Annotated in this window: 23 protein-coding genes, 1 tRNA gene, 1 pseudogene and 1 CRISPR repeat array; of the genes and pseudogenes, 24 read left to right on the top strand and 1 reads right to left on the bottom strand. The window is 36.0% G+C overall.

Annotation, left to right across the window (positions count from 1 at the left end):
* Positions 1-195: 195 nt before the first annotated feature.
* The 15 genes and pseudogenes from DW000_RS03505 (at position 196) to DW000_RS03435 (ending at position 14,675) form a co-directional block, all read left to right on the top strand.
* On the top strand, positions 196-1,176 hold the full coding sequence (locus tag DW000_RS03505; RefSeq protein ID WP_120055069.1) for a 5'-nucleotidase, lipoprotein e(P4) family: 981 nt from the start codon (positions 196-198) through the stop codon (positions 1,174-1,176).
* A gap of 48 nt (positions 1,177-1,224) precedes the next feature.
* A tRNA-Arg gene (locus DW000_RS03500) sits at positions 1,225-1,301 on the top strand.
* Positions 1,302-1,767: 466 nt separating this feature from the next.
* Positions 1,768-3,450: direct repeats of the CRISPR family, unit length 36 nt; unit sequence GTTTTAGTACTCTGTAATTTTTCGCTATGATAAAAC.
* 79 nt (positions 3,451-3,529) lie between these two features.
* A complete protein-coding gene (gene cas9 / locus DW000_RS03495; RefSeq protein ID WP_165850983.1) occupies positions 3,530-6,724 on the top strand; it encodes a type II CRISPR RNA-guided endonuclease Cas9 in 3,195 nt (1,064 codons plus the stop codon).
* 20 nt (positions 6,725-6,744) lie between these two features.
* The gene (cas1, locus tag DW000_RS03490) at positions 6,745-7,641 is read left to right on the top strand and encodes a type II CRISPR-associated endonuclease Cas1 (RefSeq protein ID WP_165850981.1); all 897 of its coding nucleotides are present in this window, start codon (positions 6,745-6,747) and stop codon (positions 7,639-7,641) included.
* A 47-nt stretch (positions 7,642-7,688) separates the two neighbouring features.
* Complete coding sequence (cas2, locus tag DW000_RS03485) at positions 7,689-7,982, top strand: CRISPR-associated endonuclease Cas2 (protein WP_207798783.1); 294 nt, start codon at positions 7,689-7,691, stop codon at positions 7,980-7,982.
* Positions 7,983-7,991: 9 nt separating this feature from the next.
* The gene (locus DW000_RS03480) at positions 7,992-8,900 is read left to right on the top strand and encodes a hypothetical protein (protein ID WP_120055065.1); all 909 of its coding nucleotides are present in this window, start codon (positions 7,992-7,994) and stop codon (positions 8,898-8,900) included.
* 37 nt (positions 8,901-8,937) lie between these two features.
* Complete coding sequence (locus DW000_RS03475; RefSeq protein WP_120055063.1) at positions 8,938-9,768, top strand: DUF6630 family protein; 831 nt, start codon at positions 8,938-8,940, stop codon at positions 9,766-9,768.
* A gap of 117 nt (positions 9,769-9,885) precedes the next feature.
* Positions 9,886-10,701, top strand: a complete 816-nt coding sequence (locus DW000_RS03470; RefSeq protein ID WP_120055061.1) for a DUF2262 domain-containing protein — start codon at positions 9,886-9,888, stop codon at positions 10,699-10,701.
* Between the two features lie 20 nt (positions 10,702-10,721).
* A complete protein-coding gene (locus tag DW000_RS03465) occupies positions 10,722-11,153 on the top strand; it encodes a hypothetical protein (RefSeq protein WP_120055059.1) in 432 nt (143 codons plus the stop codon).
* Positions 11,154-11,224: 71 nt separating this feature from the next.
* Positions 11,225-11,731, top strand: a complete 507-nt coding sequence (locus tag DW000_RS03460; protein WP_120055057.1) for a hypothetical protein — start codon at positions 11,225-11,227, stop codon at positions 11,729-11,731.
* A gap of 36 nt (positions 11,732-11,767) precedes the next feature.
* Positions 11,768-12,310, top strand: coding sequence for a hypothetical protein (locus tag DW000_RS03455; RefSeq protein ID WP_120055055.1), 543 nt, complete (start codon positions 11,768-11,770; stop codon positions 12,308-12,310).
* Positions 12,311-12,335: 25 nt separating this feature from the next.
* The gene (locus DW000_RS03450) at positions 12,336-13,142 is read left to right on the top strand and encodes a hypothetical protein (RefSeq protein ID WP_120055053.1); all 807 of its coding nucleotides are present in this window, start codon (positions 12,336-12,338) and stop codon (positions 13,140-13,142) included.
* A gap of 29 nt (positions 13,143-13,171) precedes the next feature.
* Positions 13,172-13,765 carry a hypothetical protein gene (locus DW000_RS03445; protein WP_120055051.1) on the top strand — a complete coding sequence of 198 codons (594 nt, stop codon included), beginning with the start codon at positions 13,172-13,174 and terminating at the stop codon, positions 13,763-13,765.
* Between the two features lie 103 nt (positions 13,766-13,868).
* Positions 13,869-14,315: pseudogene (locus DW000_RS03440) on the top strand (DUF1877 family protein).
* A 72-nt stretch (positions 14,316-14,387) separates the two neighbouring features.
* Positions 14,388-14,675, top strand: coding sequence for a DUF2695 domain-containing protein (locus DW000_RS03435; RefSeq protein ID WP_077707788.1), 288 nt, complete (start codon positions 14,388-14,390; stop codon positions 14,673-14,675).
* A 137-nt stretch (positions 14,676-14,812) separates the two neighbouring features.
* On the opposite strand, the gene DW000_RS03430 is transcribed toward DW000_RS03435, so the two are convergent.
* Positions 14,813-15,379, bottom strand: a complete 567-nt coding sequence (locus DW000_RS03430) for an NAD(P)H-dependent oxidoreductase (protein WP_120055049.1) — start codon at positions 15,377-15,379, stop codon at positions 14,813-14,815.
* 231 nt (positions 15,380-15,610) lie between these two features.
* Between DW000_RS03430 and DW000_RS03425 the strand changes: the two genes are divergently transcribed.
* The 9 genes from DW000_RS03425 (at position 15,611) to DW000_RS03385 (ending at position 22,485) form a co-directional block, all read left to right on the top strand.
* Positions 15,611-16,108 (top strand): ECF transporter S component, encoded by a 498-nt coding sequence (locus DW000_RS03425; RefSeq protein ID WP_120055047.1) that lies wholly within the window; start codon positions 15,611-15,613, stop codon positions 16,106-16,108.
* Positions 16,109-16,351: 243 nt separating this feature from the next.
* A complete protein-coding gene (locus DW000_RS03420) occupies positions 16,352-16,738 on the top strand; it encodes a succinylarginine dihydrolase (RefSeq protein ID WP_120055045.1) in 387 nt (128 codons plus the stop codon).
* Positions 16,739-16,869: 131 nt separating this feature from the next.
* Positions 16,870-17,169 (top strand): succinylarginine dihydrolase, encoded by a 300-nt coding sequence (locus DW000_RS03415; protein WP_165850979.1) that lies wholly within the window; start codon positions 16,870-16,872, stop codon positions 17,167-17,169.
* A 109-nt stretch (positions 17,170-17,278) separates the two neighbouring features.
* A complete protein-coding gene (locus DW000_RS03410; RefSeq protein WP_120055041.1) occupies positions 17,279-17,623 on the top strand; it encodes a zinc ribbon domain-containing protein YjdM in 345 nt (114 codons plus the stop codon).
* A gap of 100 nt (positions 17,624-17,723) precedes the next feature.
* Entirely contained in the window at positions 17,724-18,116 is a 393-nt protein-coding gene (locus DW000_RS03405; RefSeq protein ID WP_120055039.1) for a hypothetical protein, read from the top strand.
* A gap of 13 nt (positions 18,117-18,129) precedes the next feature.
* Entirely contained in the window at positions 18,130-18,642 is a 513-nt protein-coding gene (locus DW000_RS03400; RefSeq protein WP_120055037.1) for a phosphatidylglycerophosphatase A, read from the top strand.
* Between the two features lie 213 nt (positions 18,643-18,855).
* Positions 18,856-19,395 (top strand): isochorismatase family cysteine hydrolase, encoded by a 540-nt coding sequence (locus DW000_RS03395; RefSeq protein WP_120055035.1) that lies wholly within the window; start codon positions 18,856-18,858, stop codon positions 19,393-19,395.
* 359 nt (positions 19,396-19,754) lie between these two features.
* Positions 19,755-20,384 carry a superoxide dismutase gene (locus tag DW000_RS03390; protein WP_120055033.1) on the top strand — a complete coding sequence of 210 codons (630 nt, stop codon included), beginning with the start codon at positions 19,755-19,757 and terminating at the stop codon, positions 20,382-20,384.
* Positions 20,385-20,841: 457 nt separating this feature from the next.
* Positions 20,842-22,485, top strand: a complete 1,644-nt coding sequence (locus DW000_RS03385; protein WP_120055031.1) for a DUF438 domain-containing protein — start codon at positions 20,842-20,844, stop codon at positions 22,483-22,485.
* Positions 22,486-22,735: the final 250 nt, after the last annotated feature.

The raw sequence follows: 22,735 nt of genomic DNA, 5'->3' as shown, positions 1-22,735 counted from the left end.
AGATAAATTTAAAACCGTATTTATTAACTTCTAAAAGAGCCTAAGCAACTATCTGAATCGATTTATGGTATGGTGCATAGGATCTTTTTTTGCTTTTAGAAATATACAAATTTTAAAAGGATTTTAGTATAACTATGTAGAATTATATGATGTGTTGAATTTACACGAAATGTTACATGTGAATAGGAGGCAGTTATGAAATCTAGTAGTTTGGCATGGTATGTGGCGGTGGCTTGTATTGGAGGAAGCCTTTGTATGGGGCCTGTGGTACAAGCGGATTCTCCGACTAAGGTAAAAACAAATAGCCCTGTTTCTGCTGCTGTTGTAACGCAGGCTCAACCAGTTCAGCCTGTTACTGTTACAGCAGTTAAGAATGATGGAGTTAGTGCTACAACAAATAATACAGTAACTAATAATGATGTAGCGGCACAGGAAGCCCTTAAGCAAAAGCAACAGTACCAAGCCGAAACTGAAACGATGGGCTTGCTATGGATGCGTACCTCTGCAGAGTACAGAGCGTTGGCGTATCAAGGGTATAATGTGGCAATGAATGCGGTTAAGATGGCCGTTACTGATCCATCTCATCAAAGAAAACCTTTAGCTATCGTTCTTGATGCGGACGAAACCGTAGTGGATAATACCAAGTTGATGGGTGAAAGCATTGTAAATGGTAATGGCCGTTTTGATGCTCCTTGGTGGCGTCAAGCCGTGCATCAAGGCAAATCGCAAGCTATGCCTGGCGCTGTTGAATTTCTAAATGAAGTACATAAACAAGGGGTAGAAATCTTCTATGTTTCAAACCGCTACGCACCTGTAAACCTTGATGTAACGATACAGAACTTTAAAGAACTAGGATTCCCCTCTGTCGATAAAGACCATGTACTACTATTCGAAAAAGACTCTGATAAACAACCTCGCTTTGATATGATTGCTAAGAAATATTATGTCATTGTATATATGGGCGATAACGCCGGTGATTTCCTAATCGGCACAAAAGGCAAGACACTAGCTGAAAGAAATGCCATCATCGACAATCATAAAGAGGACTTTGGTACTACCTTTGTGGTATTCCCAAACCCTGCTTACGGATCTTGGGTAAGTGCATTAGCTAAAGGCTACCAAAACCTCAGCTCAGAAGAACAAAAACAAGTAAATAACCAATACCTACAACAATAAGGACGCCTTGCGTATACTTTATTAAAAACGATATAATAAAGTATACATGCGTCTATAGCTCAACCGGAGAGAGCGTCAGTTTCCTAAACTGTAGGTTGGGGGTTCGATTCCCTCTAGGCGCACCAGAAGGATAGAGCTGCAGTTTCGCCTTAATACTCGTGAGAATCTATTAAGGTAGGGCTTTATGCCGAAATCAAAGGACACAATTTATTGTGTCCTTTTCCTATTTTAATCATATTAAAACTATCTTTTTATCAAGATAATAGTTGAGTAATTATGTTTATTTAGTAAAAATTAAAACTGATTGATGAATAAAAATTAGAAAAGCTTGACATATAAGTAATGCTGATATATTATGTAATTAGATTTTACCATAGCGAAAGGTTACAGAATCTACTAAAATAAGACTTTATGTCGAAATCACTACTTTTAAGTAGTTATTAACAATAGTATATGTAAATTGAGTTAGTAGTACATATTACTAATGTTTTTTGTGTGAAATTTTGAGCACGGGTCTTATGATCTGTGCTCTTTTTGTTTATTGATTTATTATAGCGAAAGGCTACAAAAGTGCTTAACTTCGTTGTTGAGGTTTTAGTACTCTGTAATTTTTCGCTATGATAAAACAAACTTAGATCAAAGATGGAATCCCATTCTGTTTTAGTACTCTGTAATTTTTCGCTATGATAAAACTATCAGCACGTAAAGGCGGTTGGGGCCGTGTTTTAGTACTCTGTAATTTTTCGCTATGATAAAACCCTAACAGCCGCAATCAATTACTTGATTGGGTTTTAGTACTCTGTAATTTTTCGCTATGATAAAACACATAACGGAGCATAGTGTCCCATGTACCAGTTTTAGTACTCTGTAATTTTTCGCTATGATAAAACACCATACCGGTCTAGGTATGGTCGGTACCAGTTTTAGTACTCTGTAATTTTTCGCTATGATAAAACTTCAATCCTAACAAGATTTGATGGCAATGCGTTTTAGTACTCTGTAATTTTTCGCTATGATAAAACCCTGCGGCAATTGCCAATGGCCTTGTAGGAGTTTTAGTACTCTGTAATTTTTCGCTATGATAAAACTTTAGCTGGTACGTTGACGGCTACGGACTGTTTTAGTACTCTGTAATTTTTCGCTATGATAAAACAACATCCAGAATAAAGAAGGTGTCACGATTGTTTTAGTACTCTGTAATTTTTCGCTATGATAAAACACATCAATAACATACATCTGTACACACACAGTTTTAGTACTCTGTAATTTTTCGCTATGATAAAACTGTTTAATCCCTTCAGCAGTTGCTTTAGGAGTTTTAGTACTCTGTAATTTTTCGCTATGATAAAACTTGAAACACTTCAAGCTACCTATACAGGTAGTTTTAGTACTCTGTAATTTTTCGCTATGATAAAACATATTTAGAACATGAGTTATATCTAGTGTGTTTTAGTACTCTGTAATTTTTCGCTATGATAAAACATTTGCGACTCCATTCCTTTTACTTTTGTAGTTTTAGTACTCTGTAATTTTTCGCTATGATAAAACTATGAATAAGGAGATTAAATAATGACCACTGTTTTAGTACTCTGTAATTTTTCGCTATGATAAAACATTGCTGGAAAGGAAACAGCACCAGCAGGGGTTTTAGTACTCTGTAATTTTTCGCTATGATAAAACTCTTCTAGAGATTTAGCAGATACTCGTACAGTTTTAGTACTCTGTAATTTTTCGCTATGATAAAACTAACTTACCACCTCGCAGCGTGTCGCCGATGTTTTAGTACTCTGTAATTTTTCGCTATGATAAAACTTGTACCAGCAGTACTATTACCAGTTGGAAGTTTTAGTACTCTGTAATTTTTCGCTATGATAAAACCTTTTCCATTAACAGGTTGTATCTGCTGCAGTTTTAGTACTCTGTAATTTTTCGCTATGATAAAACGCGTAGAGTTCTGTAGTTTACTATTAGAATGTTTTAGTACTCTGTAATTTTTCGCTATGATAAAACATAAATTATCTAAACTAACTCATGAATGGCGTTTTAGTACTCTGTAATTTTTCGCTATGATAAAACGCAAATGCTTCACCCCTTGTTATGTCATACGTTTTAGTACTCTGTAATTTTTCGCTATGATAAAACTTAAATTCAATGACACAGAAGATCTTGCACGTTTTAGTACTCTGTAATTTTTCGCTATGATAAAACTTGTCTAAAAGCCTGCAAAAAAAACACCTAGTTTTAATACTTTGTGATCGTTGCTTATGATAAATCTAGAGTAAAAAATAATGATTTTCTGATTATTATGATTTTATGTATTAATACAATTAATGAATATCAGGGGAGGGTATATATGGGATATATACTGGGATTAGATATCGGGGTTGCTTCTGTTGGTTATGCAATTATTGATGAAAACTATAATGTTCTAATTAGTGGGGTAAGATTATTTCGAGAAAGGACGGCAGAAGAGAATGTAGCACGTAGAGGGTTCAGAAGTAGTCGTAGAGGTGTGAGGCGGAGTCATCATAGATTAGAGCGATTAAAAGAACTCTTATCAAATGTACTAGGGGTAAGTGGAGATCAATCTTATACAAATCTCTATGAAATTAGAGTTAGAGGGCTTGCTAATAAGCTTTCACCTGATGAATTGATAGCTGCTATAATTCAATTGGCTAAACATAGAGGTGTTTTCTATTTGAGCCCAGAGGATCTTGCTGCTGAGGACGGAAGTAATCGAAGTTCAGCAGACATTATTCGAAATAATGAGAATAAACTTAAGGATGGAATTTATCCTTGTCATGTTCAGTTAGAGAAGTTGAAAACTACAGGAACAGTACGAGGCATTGAAAATAAGTTTACCCATGAATCATATCGTAATGAATTAATTAAGCTTCTTGAAGTTCAATCAGCATTTTATCCAGAATTAAAAGAGATAATAGATGAGATTTTATGTATATATGATTCTAAACGTGAATATTATGAGGGGCCTGGTAGTTATAAAAGTCCCACACCCTATGGGAGTTACCAATTAGATGAAAATGGTAATGTTATTAAGATTAATCTGATTGATAAAATGCGTGGCACGTGTACATATTTTCCTAATGAATTAAGAGCACCTAAATGGAGCTATAGTGCATGCTTATTTAATTTGTTAAATGATCTAAATAATTTAACGATTCAAGGGGGGAAGATAGCTGAAGCTCAGAAACAAGAGCTGATTAGTGAGTATGTAAATAAGGGTAAATCAGTAACAATTCCTGCTATTGCAAAAGTATGCGGTGTTAAAAAGGAAGATATTTTTGGCTTTAGAATAGATAAGTCGGAAAAACCAATTTTTACAAAATTTGAAGGTTACAACGAGTTATTAAAAATTGCAAAATTTGTAAACGAAGAAGCTACAATTGAAGGTAATAAACAATTAGTAGATGATATATCTGAAATTCTAACTAAAGAAAAAAGTATAGAAGTTCGTGAAAGAAAATTAGTAGATGATTTAAAATTATCTACTAGTTTAGCTAAAGAAATTGCAAAATCGGGGGGCTTTACTACATATCATTCTTTATCATTTAAGGCTATTAATTTAATCTTAGATGATTTATTGAGAACTAGTAAGAACCAAATGGAATTATATACTGAAGTAGGTATAAAGCCATATAACCATAACTTTTCACAGAACAATCAGTTATGTGCTAATTTATCTGACTGGATTGTATCACCTGTTGTTAAACGCTCTATTAATGAGACTATTAAGGTGTTTAATGCACTGCGTAAATATCTTAAAACCCAAAATGGAGATGACGCCGAATTTAGTGATGTAGTAGTTGAATTAGCACGAGAAAAAAATAGTCAGGAAAAGAAAGATCTGATTAAGAAAATTCAGAAGGCCAATGAGGAAAAACGCTATAAAATCATGGAACTTGTTGAAAACAGGACGCTTACGCGTGCAGAGTTTGAGCGTATTAGTTTATTGTTAGAACAGGATTTTAAATGTGCATATTCTTTAGCGCCTATAGAATTGGCTGATGTATTTAAACCAGGTCTTTTAGAAGTTGATCATATTATTCCTTTATCCATATCTCTAAGTGATGCTCAGTCTAATAAAGTACTCGTCTATCAAGTAGAAAATCAAGCGAAAGGCCAACGGTCACCATTCCAATATTTCAGTAGTGGGAAAGCAAAAATAGTTTTTGAAAGATTTAAAGAATATGTTACTAGAAACTCGAATTTTAGTAATACTAAAAAGAGAAATTTACTATATCTTGGAAATCCAGTTGAAGATATGAAAGGTTTTATTGATCGCAATTTGGTCGATACACGGTATGCATCACGTGAAACCTATAATTTATTAAAATCCTTTTTTGATTACCATAATATAAATACCAAGGTTAAAGTTATAAACGGTTCTGCAACAAGTTATTTTAGAAAAAAAGCGTATCTATCAAAAAATAGAGAAGAAACATATGCTCATCATGCACAAGATGCTATGATTATTGCTGGTTTTGCTAATACGAAACTGATGAAATTTTTCTCGAAAATAGGTGCCTTTTCTGAAAGTTTAAATAATAAGGAATCTATTGTAGAGATAGATGGCAATATTATAAATTCTGAAACAGGCGAGGTACTGGAGCAAGAGTTATTTGATAAATCAGAGAATGTATCTAACTATATTCAGTTCTTAAAACGTATTGAACGTATAGAACCGTTATATTCTCATAAGGTGGATCGCAAACCTAATAGAGCTTTGTATGATCAACAGATAAAAGCAACTCGAAGCTTTGTTGAAGATAATAAAGAGGTAACCTATATTATCACTAAGTATAGTGATATTTATAATACAGGAACTGGTAATGCTGGAAGCAAACTTAAAAAAATGATTTTAGAGTCTCCTGATAAATTGTTAGTGTATCATCATGATCCTAAAACTTTTGAGATTTTTCTAAAGATTGTAGAACAATATGGAGAAGAAAGTAATCCTTTTGCCGCTTATAAAGAAGATCATGGACCAATCCGTAAATATTCAAAAAAAGGCAATGGTCCAATTATTGAGTCGGTTAAGTTTCGAGAAAAGCAGTTAGGGGCGCATCGTGTTAATGTAAAACAAGATGGACATAACAAATCGGTATATTTGAAAATAAAAAGCTTACGTACTGATGTGTACCAAGATGGAGAAAATTACTTAGTGCTTAATGTGCCATATGATATGGTTAGCTTTGTTAATGGTAGATATATAATTGATCAAGACAAATATTATAAATCAAAACAGGTTCAAAAAATTCCTGAGTCTGCTACCTTTGTAACATCTTTATATCGAGGGGATTATATAACTTATGAAGAAAATGGCGAAACAGTAGAATGTATTTTTAAATGTATTAATAATGAGAAGACTCATAGAATAGAGATCTCTTATGTGAATCGGCCAACCGATAAACAGGTTATGAAGGCTATAAAGACCAGTATTAAAAACTTGACCAAATATAATGTTGATGTATTAGGTAATAAATATAAAGTTACAGATGAAAAATTAGAGTTTGATGTTACGATTTAATGTTGCAGGGAGCGCACATTATGGGTTGGCGAACAATTATTATTGAACAGAGTCAGCAAGTTTTATTACATTTAGACAACTTAAAAATAAAAATGCTTGAAGGGGACTATTTAGTCCCCTTACAAGATATTAGTATAGTTATTTTTAATAACTATAAATTAAATGTTACAACGCAATTATTATGTAAGATGAGTCGCTATCAAATTTGTGTAATCATTTGTGAAAAGAATGGATTACCGTCTGTTGTTATGAATCCTATAGCAGGAAATTATGTAACATTTAAAAATCAAGAAATACAACTGAATATGAATTCATCTAGACCAGGTGCTTTGTGGAAAGCAATTATTGAATGTAAGATAAATAATCAAATGTTTGTTTTAGATCATTATTCATTGTCATTAGATACAATTGAGATAATGGAATCTTTAAGAGATACAATTCAGCCGTTTGATACGGAAAATCATGAAGGTATTGCTGCAAAAGTTTATTTTAAAGCTTTATTTGGTATTGATTTTATACGTGATAGAGAAGAGGGAGATCCCATCAATAATGCTTTGAATTATGGATACTCTATTATTAGAGCCCTTATGGCAAGAGCATTAGCTGCTAAAGGACTTATATTATCAATAGGGATAAAACATCATAATATATATAATCACTTTAATCTCGTTGATGATTGCATGGAAATATATAGGCCCATCATAGATGATTGGGTCTATTCTTGTATTTATGTGCCTGAAGTTTTATTTTCAAGAGATATAAAACTTAATTTAATTACTATGCTTTCTGAGCGTACAGTACATCATCAAAATATATCTTACTCAATAGCAGATTCAATGAATAGATTTGCAGATAGTCTCGTTAGATGTATGACTGATGATAATGAAGTATTAGATTTACCATTATTAGCTATATGACGTTGGTGTGTGAAATGAATAGGTACAGAATGGTGAGAGTATTAATAATGTTTGATTTACCTATGGATGATACTGTTGCAGTTCGTCATTACACCCAGTTTAGGAAGTTTTTAATACGGCAAGGGTATTTTATGATTCAGTATTCTATTTATTGTAAGATTATGCCTAATCGGGATGGTGTAAAGTCTCATATTGAATATATTAAGCGCTATTTGCCTCCAGATGGAGCCGTATATGTTTTGCAAGTTACGGAGAAGCAGTATCAAGGTATGAAACTATTAACTGGGAAGAAACAAATTATCGAAGAGAAGTTAACGATTGATAAAACTATCATTTTCTAGGAGGCGTCTATGAATGGTGAATTGGTATTATCAGGGTATAGACTTTTAGAACCAGTCCATATTAACTTACAAGCTATAACAATTGTGGTACCACAAGATGATTTCAGGACCATACCGGTTATATTTGATTTTATAGAACGATATTTTGATAAAAGGAGATTCTCCCAACAATACCCATTTAATATATTGAATCTTAATAATAGTGTATGTAGAGATGATGAGTTTGAAATTTTGTATATTCCTTCAAGAGTAGATTCAACAGAACTTTTTAAGATTGCAAAAAAGAGTTTGTTAGGTAAGATAACAGAGAAAATCTATAAAGAAGTTTCAATATCTGAACGGGAAAAATGCTTTAATCAGTTGAATTCTGTAATACTTTCGCCAATTAATGAATTATTATCTCGTTATAATTTAATATGCGAGAGTAATATGAATGATTTTTGGAGTTTTAGTAAGATTATAGATGTACTATCTAATGATATAGAAGTATATGGTACGTTTGATGAACGATCGCAGTATGACTTGAAATATATGCTGGTAGATTTGTTTGCTGAACTAGATATAGGAAAGAAGAAGCTACTCCTATTAGATTTACCTGAACAAGGCTTATCAACAGAAGAATTTCACTCTTTGTTAGACTATCTTAATAAAAAAGGCTCAAATATTGATAATGCTATAGTTTATACGCAATCTAGTGCTATTACTAATATATATGAGAAGCCCTTATGCTATCATATAGTTAAAGATAATCAAATATGGGGAATGGATGATTACGATGAAATTGAGGCTTTATTGATGGAGGAGCGTGGCTCTATAAATTTAATGGAGAAGGAGCATCGGTTTATACAAAGCTTGTTTAATCGTAGTCTATTTGAAACAGATTATAAAGAAATTAGTGATTTATTTTTTAGTAAATAAGTTGAATTTTAAAATATAGTAAATAGAGTGAGTATATATGAGTATTTACAATTGGATTCAAGAAAAGCTCTTCGATAACTACGAGGAGTGGTATATGAAGAGCCCTGATTATAATCGAAACGGTTTTAACATAGTTGGAATAGATAATACATTAAAGGCCATGCATGATGGATTTTTCATGTACATAGAGTTATACCCACCTCATGCGATCAATGGTTGTACTGCGATGAAAGCCCGTGTAGGGAAAACGCAGGATGCAGTGGATATATTCTTAGACATAGATGGTAAGACCTATCGTATGGCAGATGTAAGTTATCCTGATGCGGTGAAGATGATGCGGGCTTTTGTGAAAAAACGCAGAGTACCTGATTGTAGTTTGTGTGTAGAAGTAGCAAATCTAGATATAGAGCAGATGAAACCAACATTTACAGAGCTAGTAACGTTATTACTAGGCGATGCTAAACAAGCTAAATCATTTATGTCCAAGGCAAAGCTACGTTCCATGGAAGCTTTAGAAGATAGTTGGTGGAACCTTTATGAGAAACTAGTATCTAAAGGATATGCCGTAGAGCTAAGCTGTAAGTGTGAACTAGAGGATTTTGTTCATAATGTGCAGAAATTAATACGTGACAAGTCTTTAGATACTAGCGAAAATCTAACTATTGATACAGCAGCATTAGATGAAGACCAATGCATTACGGACTGGAGTGCGGATCTTAATGCCACATGGGAAGCCCATAAGTTAGTAGGCATGGACATCGGCACAGATAGTTTGGTGCTCATGGTACTTTCAAATGAGGAATTTAAAACAGCCCAAGAGCTAGCGAAAGAATTATTACATAGAATCGATGTAGCTGAACGCTCGTGATATAACAGAAATTATGATGAGTAGCGTGATTATAATGTGGCAGTATCTATAAAAGGTCGTAATTCTTAACTGTAAACAATTTGCACTGTATAAATGTGATGAATAGGAGAGAGTCATATGAGTGTTGTACGTGTACCAGAATATGAAGCAGAGTTTGAGCCGGAAGTATTTGAAATCTATGCATTGCCGCGCAGTGATGCGAATGGGGCAAGTCCTTATTTAGAGAAGTACCATAGACCATTAGTGTCCACCGATGCTATCTTAGATACTCGAACTGGCGTGCTTGACCGCAGCGAAGGTATTTTGACGTGGATTATTGATGGTCTTGAAGATAGATGGGGGTATTCTTTTGAGCCTCATGGTGTCTATAAATTGTTAGTTAAGAAAGCAAAACCCTTAGAGGACTTGGGCTATATGCGCCCTTCTTGGAATAATCGCTATTATGTGCTTGAGGTGTTAGAGGAACATGCTAAACATAGCGAGTTGGAGGCGTTGTCAGCTTATTTGAAAACCCCTAAATACCTTCATACCGATAGGGGCGACTTCCTCTTAAATCGAGAGTATCAATATTACACAGCCAGAATTGATGATTATGCTTTCACCCTTGATGTAGATGAGGGCTCTGATGAAAGCTGTACCGTAGCATTGTCTGCTTTCAATACAATCGATAATTTCAAAGCATTTGAACAACGAATTAGCGCATATATTAGTGAAAAATTGCTAGAACTCGCTAATGATTGGCTCGACAATGATGACCAGGACCCGATTACGGCTGACGTATTTGCTAAGCGTATTACGATGGGTGAATTGGCGTTTCGTAACGATGGCTCCATAGAGGTCTATTATGACGATGATGATATTTTCTGGGGGCACTGTATCATAGCTCATATTGATGCGGATGGGAACCCTGTTGATGCAGATATTGCAGGCTGATTAACTAATGGAGCGTCCTAATGAGAAAATCGGAATTAATGACATTATGGAATGTTGAAAGCTGGTCTGAAGAACCGTATGGCGTTTACTTTGTATCTCGCCGATTGGGCATTAATCGTTTAGAGAATGTAGGACAAGCCTTTAAAAAACTTAATATTAGTTGTACCGGTTATACTGAAGATGATGTACTTTCACTATCAATATGGGAGCAATTATATGTTCAATTAGATGAATTAGACCAACTGGCGAAGGGGCTCATACAAAAGGAAATACCGAAAGAAGAGTCTGTTGTACTAACGCTAACGGATATAATGCTGGATAAATCAGGTTGTTACGATGTATTTGCACTAGGCTATGATGTGGGAGAATCCTCAGCAGGACATCTATATGTTTTGGTTCCTTTTGATGAAAACTTCACGGCTCAACAAGATGTGATATACGAAACCTTATAGGGTTGTTTTAAAGTGGTGATACTGGTGTTGTATTCTACCTAAAAATATAAGTGATATGCAGGAGAGAGACTATGGAAGATATATATAAATTAGTCAAAGATTTCTTCAGTCATGATATGGATTTAGATGATTTATTTGATTCCGAAGCTATCATCTGGATTGACTGGCGCGAGAATGACGAAGATGTGGTACGCTATTTCAATGATATGATGGATGAGCCTATTGATATTCAAACCGTTAGCAATGACAAGCCCTATGGTGATGATATTGTGCTACAAAAGGGTGATAAAGAACTCTTAATTCCTTACGGTGATGAGAAAAATCGGGATGTTACCATCAAATATTTCAACGACTTCGTTAAACCTGATTATGAGGTGCGCTGGTTTGCTGAAAGCCTTGGCGATGATACGCTCGGATTTACCGTGCTTTCAGGGACAGAATGGACCAAATTAAACGACGAATTTGGGGCGGATACGGTTCGCTACTATTTTGAGCCAATTGATCTTGAAAGTAATATGTTTAATCTCGACATGGATGAAGTTTCTGCATTATTAGAATTACGAGAAAATAATAGATGAAATAGAGAGATGAGAGAATCAATAAGAGGGAAGAATATGGATTATTTAAAACTATTGTGTGAAGATTCTAGCTTGGCAGCAAATTTTGATGCTCTATTTGATTTCTTTTTACTCGATGAACCTACAAAACGTGATGAGGTAGAGGGGCGATGTACCTTTTCCGTGGACGGAGTAGCTTTTGCTCGTGATGGTGCCGGTGGCGAATATCATCAATTAGAGGATGGCTCTATCGGATATATGAGTAGCGAAGGGGAATGTGGTCGTATAGCTGAAAGTGTAGATGATTTAATCCATTTGTTGGTGTATAGCATTTGCTGGCATGATTATTGTGACGCCAGCCAATATACGGACATATCTACTCTTGAAGCCTATGCCAATGAGCGACATGATCAAATCGCTTCTTATACAGAAATGGATGTATGGGAAACCGTTGTTCAGGTGCTAGGCATGCCTTTAGAAGCAAATGTGGCTGCTGAATTACAAAAATTCTATGACGCTGCACATCGAGCTCCTTTATATATTTGTTATTTCCATGAAGATGATGGAACCGTTACAGAATCACATAATCTGTTTTTCTAGACGTATTGTTTAAAAGGAGAATTATATGGCTATTGATGGAGTAAAAATCATAGATAGTGATGATGGCCATGATATTTATAATTTGATTGTTGAGCGCTATAGAGATGGTATCAGTATTGATACCATTGTTTCAGAAATTCTGGCTGAAGAGCAGAATTTTTGTACTGACGAATTCTATACAGAAATTTATTGGACTGCCGTAGCCTATTCGCTGTGGAAGATAGGTCATCTGCCGCAGGATATCAAAGAGAAAGCATTAGACATAATCGCGAAGGGCGCTCATGAGTTTTGGCTAGAAATTGATAGTAAGGCGCTCAAACAACGGCAAAAGGTGTTAGATACATTAGCCGTACAACTACAAAGTGAAAATCCAAAGCCTCTAAAGGTTCGTAAATCTAAAACAAAGCGAGAACCTCATTTTAAGGTAGGTGACGTATTAGCTGTTAAGTTTGAAAACGAGTATGGAGCTATTTTTGTATCTGACGTGGATCAATCACCGCGGAAAATCGAGTACCATTTGGCCTGTACAAGACTTTTACAAGCGCACAAACCTAGTATGGATGATTTTTTAAATAGTCAAATTTCCTGTCGTAAAGATAATACAAATTTCGGTATCGATACCGACTGTTGGTTTAATCATAAAGATCTAGGCCTATTGCTAGACCATTTAGAAATCATTGGGGCTGTTGAACTGTATCCGTGCAAGCTGTGGAAACTAGCACCGGCAGGCACATTGGACGATATCTACACCGAGATTACAGATGAGCCTAGAAGAGGTAGAATTCGCCTGATAGATACTAATGAATTGGTGAAAGATATTGTTCACCAATAATTATTGCGCTAAAAAAGGGAGTAGATGCGATGAATGCAACAACTCAAACATATATAGAAACTGTGAAAGTCAGTGATATACCCTGGCATCGTTTGACCACAACTTACGGCCGTGCTACAGATTTTCCTGCTCATCTTGAGGTGTTGTGGGATATGAAGGACGTTGATGCCATTGATGCGGCAGGTGAAGAGCTGGCCCAAAACATTGAGCATCAATCGACTTTATGGCATGCTACGCCCTTTGCGTTGATTTTTTTATTACGTATTTTTAAAAAAGCCGTTGAAGAACAAGGCCATAATGAGATCGCAAGATATTTAGTAAAAGAATTAGCTGAATTATTCATCATTATTGCTGAGTGTATTAGAGATGGTCTTATGCTAGAACATGTAGATCAATTATCGAACTTTGAGGATATGCTCAACGAAGAGTATCTTTGGCCTGAAGAATATGATGAAGATGAAGATGTTCTTAGATATGAGGAAGAAGAGGTATTTCCGGATGATCTGTTCTTTAGCTTCTACTACTATTCTTTACAAGTGCTTCTATTATGTAAGCCATTGTTAGACAAAAATAACAAATATGAGGTTACGTTGCTAGAATTGTTGACAGAGATAGAGAACTAACTATCAGTGGAGGCTTCGAATTATTCGGCATTTATGGAGATTATAGATTCCTAAGTAACTATGTAAGTTTTAGATTACTGAGTATCTAGGGAGGTTTTAGAGTATGGGACTCATTGCAAATTATAATTGTATAAGTGATGAAAGCTTAAAAGAACTCAAAGGGTTAGGCTCATCAAAGAAGGATCTTTTTGAAACCGTTGAAGAGTGGAGCGATGAGGACGAGTTATTGCTCGACATCGATAAGATGTGGGATGTCCTTCACTTCGTGCTTACTGGTGTGAGTACTGATCATAGAATAGATGATAATCCACTTAGTCAAGCTGTGCTTGGTGTAACGTCTATAGAGGATTTATCAGACTATATGGCCTATACGGAACATTCTCAAATAGCTGATATCGTAGCGGCTCTAGAGCAGTTTGATATGATCAAGCACTCGAATCTTTCGATATGAAAGCCTGTAAAGAGGCTGAGTTATACCCAAATATTTGGGACTATGACGAAGAAGAGGAGGAAATCATAGATGAGCTTCTCCATGACTTCGAGCAGATGAAGGTGTTCTATAAAAAAGTGCTAGAAGCGAAGGGCCACGCAGTAGTTTCGATTTGTTAAAAAGGTGGTTATAATGGACAAAGCGCGTAAAAAGGAATTGCTAAAGGCTTATGCTGATGAGCAAAGGCAATCGTTTAAAGATAATCTGCCTATGGATGAAGAGCTATTTTGGAATCTCTTTGACTATGTAGATGAGAAATTAGAGACAAATGATGGTTGCGATCATAGTTTGACTTTCACAAGAGAATTTTTGGAAAAGCAGAGCGTAGATGTTGAAAGTGTACTAGCCTGGATTATTAACGAAGGTGGCGGGTGTGATTGTGAGGTTCTCTACAATGTAGAAGAGAGATTTGAAGAGTAATATCTATATAATTGGGGAGATTTTCGTATACAGCTTGTTTTTGACTTAGAGCAAACTGTAAGCAGTCTAATGTAAATTTATTTTTGATTTTGGCAACCAAGTAATCTTTGGTAAAAAATCATAGTATACTAGAAATTTTATATACTTCCGGCGATATTAGCGATTTTGTCTAAGAAGCGCCGGAGTTTTTCGTCTGAGCTGTTTTCCGTGCCCGCCAACTGGGTATGTGTAACCGGTTTGATGCCGCAGGATTTCAGAATCTGATTTTTTAATACCTTGCCATAGTCTTGGATAAACGGCGTTAAAAAGGCGGGAGTGTTATGTGTGGTGATAATCCAGGCTGATTTTCCTTGTAAATGACCTATAAGGCCTCTTTTACCGTATGAATAGGCAAAGCCTGCTGTAAATACGCGATCGATAAAGCCTTTGAGCATTGCGGGCATACCGCTCCACCAAATTGGGTAGATAAAGATGATATGGTCTGCCCAAGTAATCATATTGCGATACTTTTCCATGCCTGGCACAGTACTTAAATCTCGACGTTTGTGCGTATCATCAAATCGCAATATAGGATCGAATTGCTCCTCATATAGATCCAAGGTGTTCACATTGTGATCCTTTGAAAGATTCTGTTGCACTACTTTCAGAATAGCATTATTAAAACTTTGATGATTAGGATAGGTGTAAATGATTAAAATGTTCATGGCTAGTTCCTTTCTGATTAATCATCGCTGCTTGAGGGAATCTGGATAATAAAATGGTATCTATATTAAGTTAAAGTCTAGTGAAGAGTATTTATTCTGAAAGTAAATGGCGATAGAATTTGCTAAGGAAATATTGTTAATTTCTTTTATTTGCAGGTGTTACTATAAAGGTATATAGTATAGACATGTGATGGATATAGTCACATGTCTATTTTTTATAAGGAGGACGCTATGCAACACGTTCAAACCCGCAGTACTACGTCCGCGTTAGTACTCACAGCCGTATTGATTGCCCTCGCAACATTGTTTACCATGTACACGAAAATCCCAGTACCTGGCATTCGCGGCTATTTCAATGTAGGAGATGTCGTTATTATGACGTCAGCTCTATTATTAGGTCGAAAATATGGCGCCTATATTGGTGCTATCGGCCCGGCGCTAGCTGATTTATTCCTCGGCTATGCAGTCTTTGTACCCATCACCTTCGTGGTGAAAGGCATTGAAGGCTATCTTGTCGGTACTGTCTATAACAATAAGACAACTACCTCTGCCTTGGTAGCAACTATCGTAGGCGGTATTGTTATCGTAGCAGGCTACTTTATCGCCGAATACTTTGTATTTGATCCAGGCGTAGCCATTGCAAGTATTTTAACTAATACTATTCAAGCTGTTATGAGCGTTATTATTAGTATGATTTTATATGCTATATTACGGAGACGACTTGCGTAATAGTATACTTATTGGTATACGATGTAGAAAAAGATGTTAGTATAGTTAATGATGACACTCAAGAAAGTACAGCGCTAGTAGCGCTGTGCTTTCTTTGTTTTTATTATAATTATCCATGAACTTTTAATTGTCATTATTTACCTTAGCGTATTGAGGCTTAGATAAATGGACATATTTTATTTGTTTTGTTAATATAAAATTCAATAATAATTTTATGTTGTGTGTTATGATTGGTGAAATTTTATGGTTAGAGTTTTATATTTATTTTTATTGCTAGTTGTTTTGAGTCCTATTAATGCTTTTGCTGATTATCAGAGGGACACGCTTGATATAGAACTCTCTCTTAATGAGCAGATACAGTCTCAGTTAAAGATTCCGGCTGAAGTCCTTAGAACGAAGATTGATAAAGATTATAGTTTTGCATTACAGGTAAGAACGGATTCTCAAGGACGTATTACTTCTGTTGAGTTAGATCCAAATGAGTATATATCTAATGATGAGATATATTCAAAATTAGTACAGACTGCAAAAGATACAGTTTGGAATATAGGGGATATTGATGTTAAAGAAGAGCTTGTTATTTATATTCCATTTAATTTTATAATATCCTCTAAGGACGATGTAAATTGACAGTCTCTAGAATATATCTTAATAGAAGTTATTGTGTTGTGTGTTATGGTTGGTAAACGTTTATGTTTAGAGTTATATGTTTGTTTTTATTGTTAGTTGTTTTAAGTCCTTTACATGTTTTTGCAGATGACATGGAACTAGATAGCAATGATCTTTCTTCGTTTGTGGGTAAAATAGAAGAACAGAAATTCATTCCAGTTGAGATAATGAAAAAGATGGGTGATAGACCGTATAGTGTTCCATTGATTATTAATACAGATGTTCAAGGAAATGTTATTTCTGTTGAATTGACGCCTAATCAAGACCTATCTGATGACACGGCTTATTTGGAATTAGTTCAGGTTGCTAAAAATATAGTATGGAATGTAGGTAATATTGGTGTTGAGAAAGCGACAACTGTAATGGTGAATTTTGAATTTGGCTTACAATAGCGTTTGGGAATGCTTAAATGTATCATCATGGAAGCATCTATAAGACTTTTATAATCATAGTTATCATATGGTATAATACTTTCATTATGTAGTGAAAAAGGAGATCTAAATGGCAAATTTACCTAACTGCCCTAAGTGTGGCGATGAGTACACATACGAAGACGGTCATATGTTTATCTGTCCTATGTGTGGCAACGAATGGACAGCGGCTGACGCACAAGCTGCAGCTGAAGCGGGTATCATTCGCGATACTAACGGCAACGAGCTCGCTGATGGCGATACAGTTGTTGTTGTAAAAGACCTCAAAGTAAAAGGTGCGGGCGTATTAAAACAAGGTACGCGCGTAAAAAATATTCGTCTCATCACCGATGCAAGCGACGGTCACGATATCGATTGTAAAATCGATGGCTTCGGTGCGATGGCATTGAAATCTGAAATGGTTAAGAAAATCTAATCTAAGGAATCCCTACCGATAAAAATTCGGTAGGGATTTTTTCGTGGTATAATCAACTTATAATGCATATAGTAAGAGAGTTTTTAGATGAGAGGAAACTATGGTTAACCGTGTTATTTTATTGGCCTTATTAGTATCTATGATGAGTCCTATTAGTTCTCTAGCTGCAGATGTAAAGCCTGCGGACAGGCGTAATTATGAATTGCAACAACAGATTTCTTATAACGTAATCATTCCACCAGAGGCTTTTGAAACGAGTGCAGACGGAACATTAATCGTTCCTATAGAGATAAAGACGGACGATAAGGGTAATATTGTAGCTGTTGAAGCGGGTCCTAATAATTGGAAGCTAGATCGTGAAGCGTACCCAATTTTTGAGGAAGCTGCTAAAGAGGCGGCTTGGAATACTAAGCATGTTGATACTGATGAAGCGCTCGTTGTAACGATTCCCGTTAGTATTGTCATGTTATCTGATAACAATCTAAAGAAATGATAAAGGAGGACTTATGGAGGCTACAAAAGATTTAGAGAGATATACTTACGAACTTCTCGCTGAACGGGGTGTCACAATAGAGGACATTGCAGAGCTTGTTTTTTATGTACAAAAACCATATATGCCGAATTTAAAACTTGAAGAGTGTAGAGATAGCGTGGCGTCTGTACTATCTAAACGGGAGGTACATAATGCAATTATTACGGGCATAGAGCTTGATAAGTTGACAGAGCAGAATAAATTATCTCAGCCATTGCAACGCATTGTTGCTAATGATGAAAGCCTATATGGTATTGATGAAATTTTGGCTTTTTCCATCGTTAATTTGTATGGATCCATTGGTTTTACAAATTATGGATATTTAGATAAGGTGAAGCCAGGTATTATCAGAAAATTAGATAGTGAAGAGGGCGGGCATTGTAATACATTTCTCGATGATTTGGTAGGTGCTGTAGCGGCAGCAGCGGCAGGAAAACTGGCACATAATGAACCAAATCGCGTGCAACATGCTATAGTAGAAGAATAGAAGTCCGTCATATATCTACTTGTCGATAAAGTATGAGGTGGGTTTCGATGACTCATTGATAACACTTTCATAACAATTTGATGACACTTTCACAACAACTTGATAACAATTTATAGAGTTGGTAGATACTATTGATGTTATAAAGAATAAAGAGTATAAATAATATTGATTGGAAATAAGTACTTTGTTTTGTAGCTATATACAGGAGGAGCTATGCAAAAGGTTCTGGTAGTAATCGATATGCAAAATGATTTTGTAGATGGTGCACTTGGTTCATCGCAAGCACAGTTAATCGTAGATAATGTGCGTAAGAAAATTGAAAGCTTTGATGGTCCTATTATCTTTACTCGTGACACGCATGATAGGGATTACTTGGAGCGTCAAGAAGGGAAACTTTTACCAGTGCCACACTGCGTTAAAAATACCGAGGGCTGGCATATTGTGGATGGATTGATTGAGGCTGCAGAAGGTCGATCAATTATGAGTCCTGTATCCTTTGTAGATAAACCAAACTTTGCCTCTTTTGAGTTGCTCACTCGGTTAGAGGGTATGGATAAGGTAAATTCTATTGAATCGATTACGCTCATCGGCTTATGTACAGATATTTGTGTTGTGTCCAATGCGATTATGCTGAAAGCAGGCTTGCCAGAGATTCCAATTCACGTCGATTCGAGCTGTTGTGCTGGCGTAACAGAGGAGTCCCATCAAGCGGCATTAACAACCATGAAAATGTGTCAGTGCATCATTGACTAACTTGTGGATCAAATTTATATAAAGTTATGTGATATTGCTGATCAAAAGTCACATAATAATCAACTAATGAAAGGCTGTAGGAGTTCCTATGGCCTTTTATGTTCGCCTTTTATATTGACGTTTTTCTATATAATGTGTACAATTAGATAAAAAATGATAATTCATATCAATTTGTTAGCTAAAATATTATATCCTAACTTCTGGTTACGTTAGGATAATCAGTCTCTTCTTGAAGTATATATGCTATGCTAGTAGATTGATTCTATATTACCGATGCAGGTGCATCGAATCGCTTTCACAAGAACGATGATACGAAATAGTTAGCATTGTTCTATGCCCTAAATTTAAGGAGGACTACTATGAAACCTTTCGAACTCGCACCATTACCGTATGCATATGATTACCTTGAACCTGTTATCGATGCTGAAACAATGAAATTGCATCATGACAAGCATCATCAAGCCTATGTTAATAATTTGAACGCTGCTATCGCGAAATATCCTGATCTTCCGTATGGTTGTGTAGACTGTATTCTCGGCGATATTGCTAATGTGCCTGAAGATATCCGTCAAGCAGTTATCAACAATGGTGGCGGTCACAAGAACCACACCATGTTCTGGGACATCATGACAAAACCAGATACTTCTAAATTGCAAGGTCCTTTGAAAGAGGCTATCGATGCTGAACTTGGTGGCTACGATGCTTTTGTTGAAAGCTTCTCTACTGCGGCAGCTACACGCTTTGGTTCCGGTTGGGCTTGGCTTGTAGTTAACAAAGATGGCAAGCTAGAAGTGACATCCTCTGCGAACCAAGACAACCCTCTATTGGAAGGTAAAAAAGCAATTTTATGTTTGGACGTTTGGGAACATGCATACTATTTGCACTACCAAAACCGTCGCCCAGACTATATCAAGGAATTCTTCCGCGTTATTAACTGGGACAAAGTTTCTGAAAATTACGAAAAAGCATTGAAACCACATCATGATTAAGTGGTATACTTGTTAGAAACAGAAACAGAAACAGAAACAGAAACAGAAACAGAAACAGAAACAGAAACAGAAACAATAACAGTAATAGTAATAGACAAGTAATTTAAATATATAACGGATAGTTGATGTGTCTCCCTTCATGTATGAGCTGGGATGGATAATCATCTATCCGTTATTTTTATCTCTTTTTACTGTTTTTAAGTGTATAATTTATTTTATTGGTAAAGAGTTACTATTGGTAAAGCGTTACATGATATTTTGAAAATTTTTGAATTACTTTCAAAAGTATTGCCACGGATACAGATTTTCTAATCGATATCGTTTATCATAGATTCATAGGTCATTATATATAGACCTTTCACAGTAAATAGATAGCCTTATATGCGAGATTTTTACGTATAGGGGCTCATTAATATTAGTAAGTATTTTATAAAGATTTTGACATGAGGGGCTCAAAATGGAAAAGAAATTAGATCTATCCAAATCTGTATATGATTTGGTAAAAGAATATCCTGAAGTAGCAGATATTATGAAAGAATTAGGGTTCAGCGAAATCACAAACAAGGTGATGTTGAACTCTGTTGGCAAAATCATGACCATCCCGAAAGGGGCTAAGATGAAAGGCGTATCCATGATCGATATCGTGGGCGCTTTCATGAAAGCTGGCTTTACCTTAGAAGGTGAAATGCCAAATTTATCTGGTGATGATGCGGAAACTGCGGGTCATCCTGGCGTAGCGCCTACTGCAACGGCTACAAAGTCTAATGTTACGGACACATCTGCTAACGTAGCATCTAGTACAGTTGCAGCAAATGCAGTAGAAAACAGTGAACCAGTATCTACTACAGCGACAGCTAATACTGATGAAGATTCCGAAACTAAGGCTGAAGATACTGTTCAAGATAGCGAACGAGTAGAGCAGCTCAAAGGCTTCTTGAAACGTTTAGGCACAGGTGAAGACCTTGGTGCGGTTCGTGAAGACTTTGCTAGTCAATTCGCCCATGTTGAGGCTAGTGAAATCATGAAAGCTGAACAAGGCCTTATGCGTGAAGGCACACCACTAGCAGAGGTTCAACAATTATGTGACCTTCACTCTGCCTTGTTCCACGGCTCCACTATCCATGAACAAATGGAGTCTGAACACGCTAAGGTTGAGGCTGTACTAGAAGCACAAGAAAAAAGTCAAAGCGTAGTAACGCTAGTCGAAACAGTAGGTCATCCACTCAATCGATTAACAGAAGAAAACAAAGCTCTTGATGCGTTGATTGAAGCTACAAAGGTTAAGGTGGCCGATAAAACTGCTACGGTAGATGATGTGAACGAAGTGCGCCAAGTGTCTATTCACTACGCTAAGAAGGGCGACCTTTTATATCCACATTTGAAAGTAGCCTATGATATTTCTGGCCCATCCATGGTTATGTGGACGGTTGATGACGATATTCGCGATGGCTTTGGTCGTCTAGCTCGTGCTAAGTCTATTGATGATGCTTGGTACGAAGAGTTTGATGGTCTTCTCACACGTGTTCAAGAGATGATCTATAAAGAGCAAAATATCTTGTTCCCAATTTGTGCAGAGAACTTTAGTACTGAAGAGTGGTATCAAATCTACAAAGATACAGCGCAGTATGAAGAAATCTTTGGGGTAAAACGCACTGTTTGGACAGAGGCTGAAGCCGCATTAGCTACACAAACAACAAAAGCAAGTGGCGATGATAATACTATTGCTCTAATAGGTGGTAGCTTAACTGTAGATCAATTAAATGCCATGCTTAATACAATGCCAATGGAAGTAACCTTCGTTGACCACGAAGACATTAACCGTTACTTCAACGATGGTGAAAAGGTCTTTAAACGCCCTACTACAGCTATCGGTCGCGATGTATACTCTTGCCATCCTCCAAAGATAGAGCCTATCGTACGCGGTATTATTGAATCCTTCCGCAAAGGGGAACGCGATAATGTGGCGGTATGGCTTGAAAAGGTAGGTCGTCCATTCTATGTAAACTATATGGCGGTGCGCGACCAAAACAATAATTACCTTGGTACATTAGAATTAGTACAAGACATGCAATTTGCAAAAGACCATTTCAAACGTTCTTAGTAAATTTTATTTTAAATATCTTTACTAAAAGGCCATTTTAAACATTCTTAGTAAAAGCTATTTAAATATCCCTGCTAAAAGGCTTTTCAAACGTTCCGAATAATCGATTATTTCAAATACTCCTGATAAATAATTGCTTTAATACTCCTAATAAAGACTTTAGATGTCGTTAATAGTAACGTATGATTAGCTAAAAGTAGGTTTAAATATAATAAGAGGCAGTCATAGACGTGTTATAAACAGCTGTGAC

The sequence above is a fragment of the Veillonella sp. AF36-20BH genome (genome assembly GCF_003602765.1).
In the GTDB taxonomy this organism is placed as follows: Bacteria; Bacillota; Negativicutes; order Veillonellales; family Veillonellaceae; genus Veillonella; species Veillonella hominis.
Note: the sequence above shows the minus strand (reverse complement) of the source record. Positions and strands in the feature narration are given on the sequence as shown.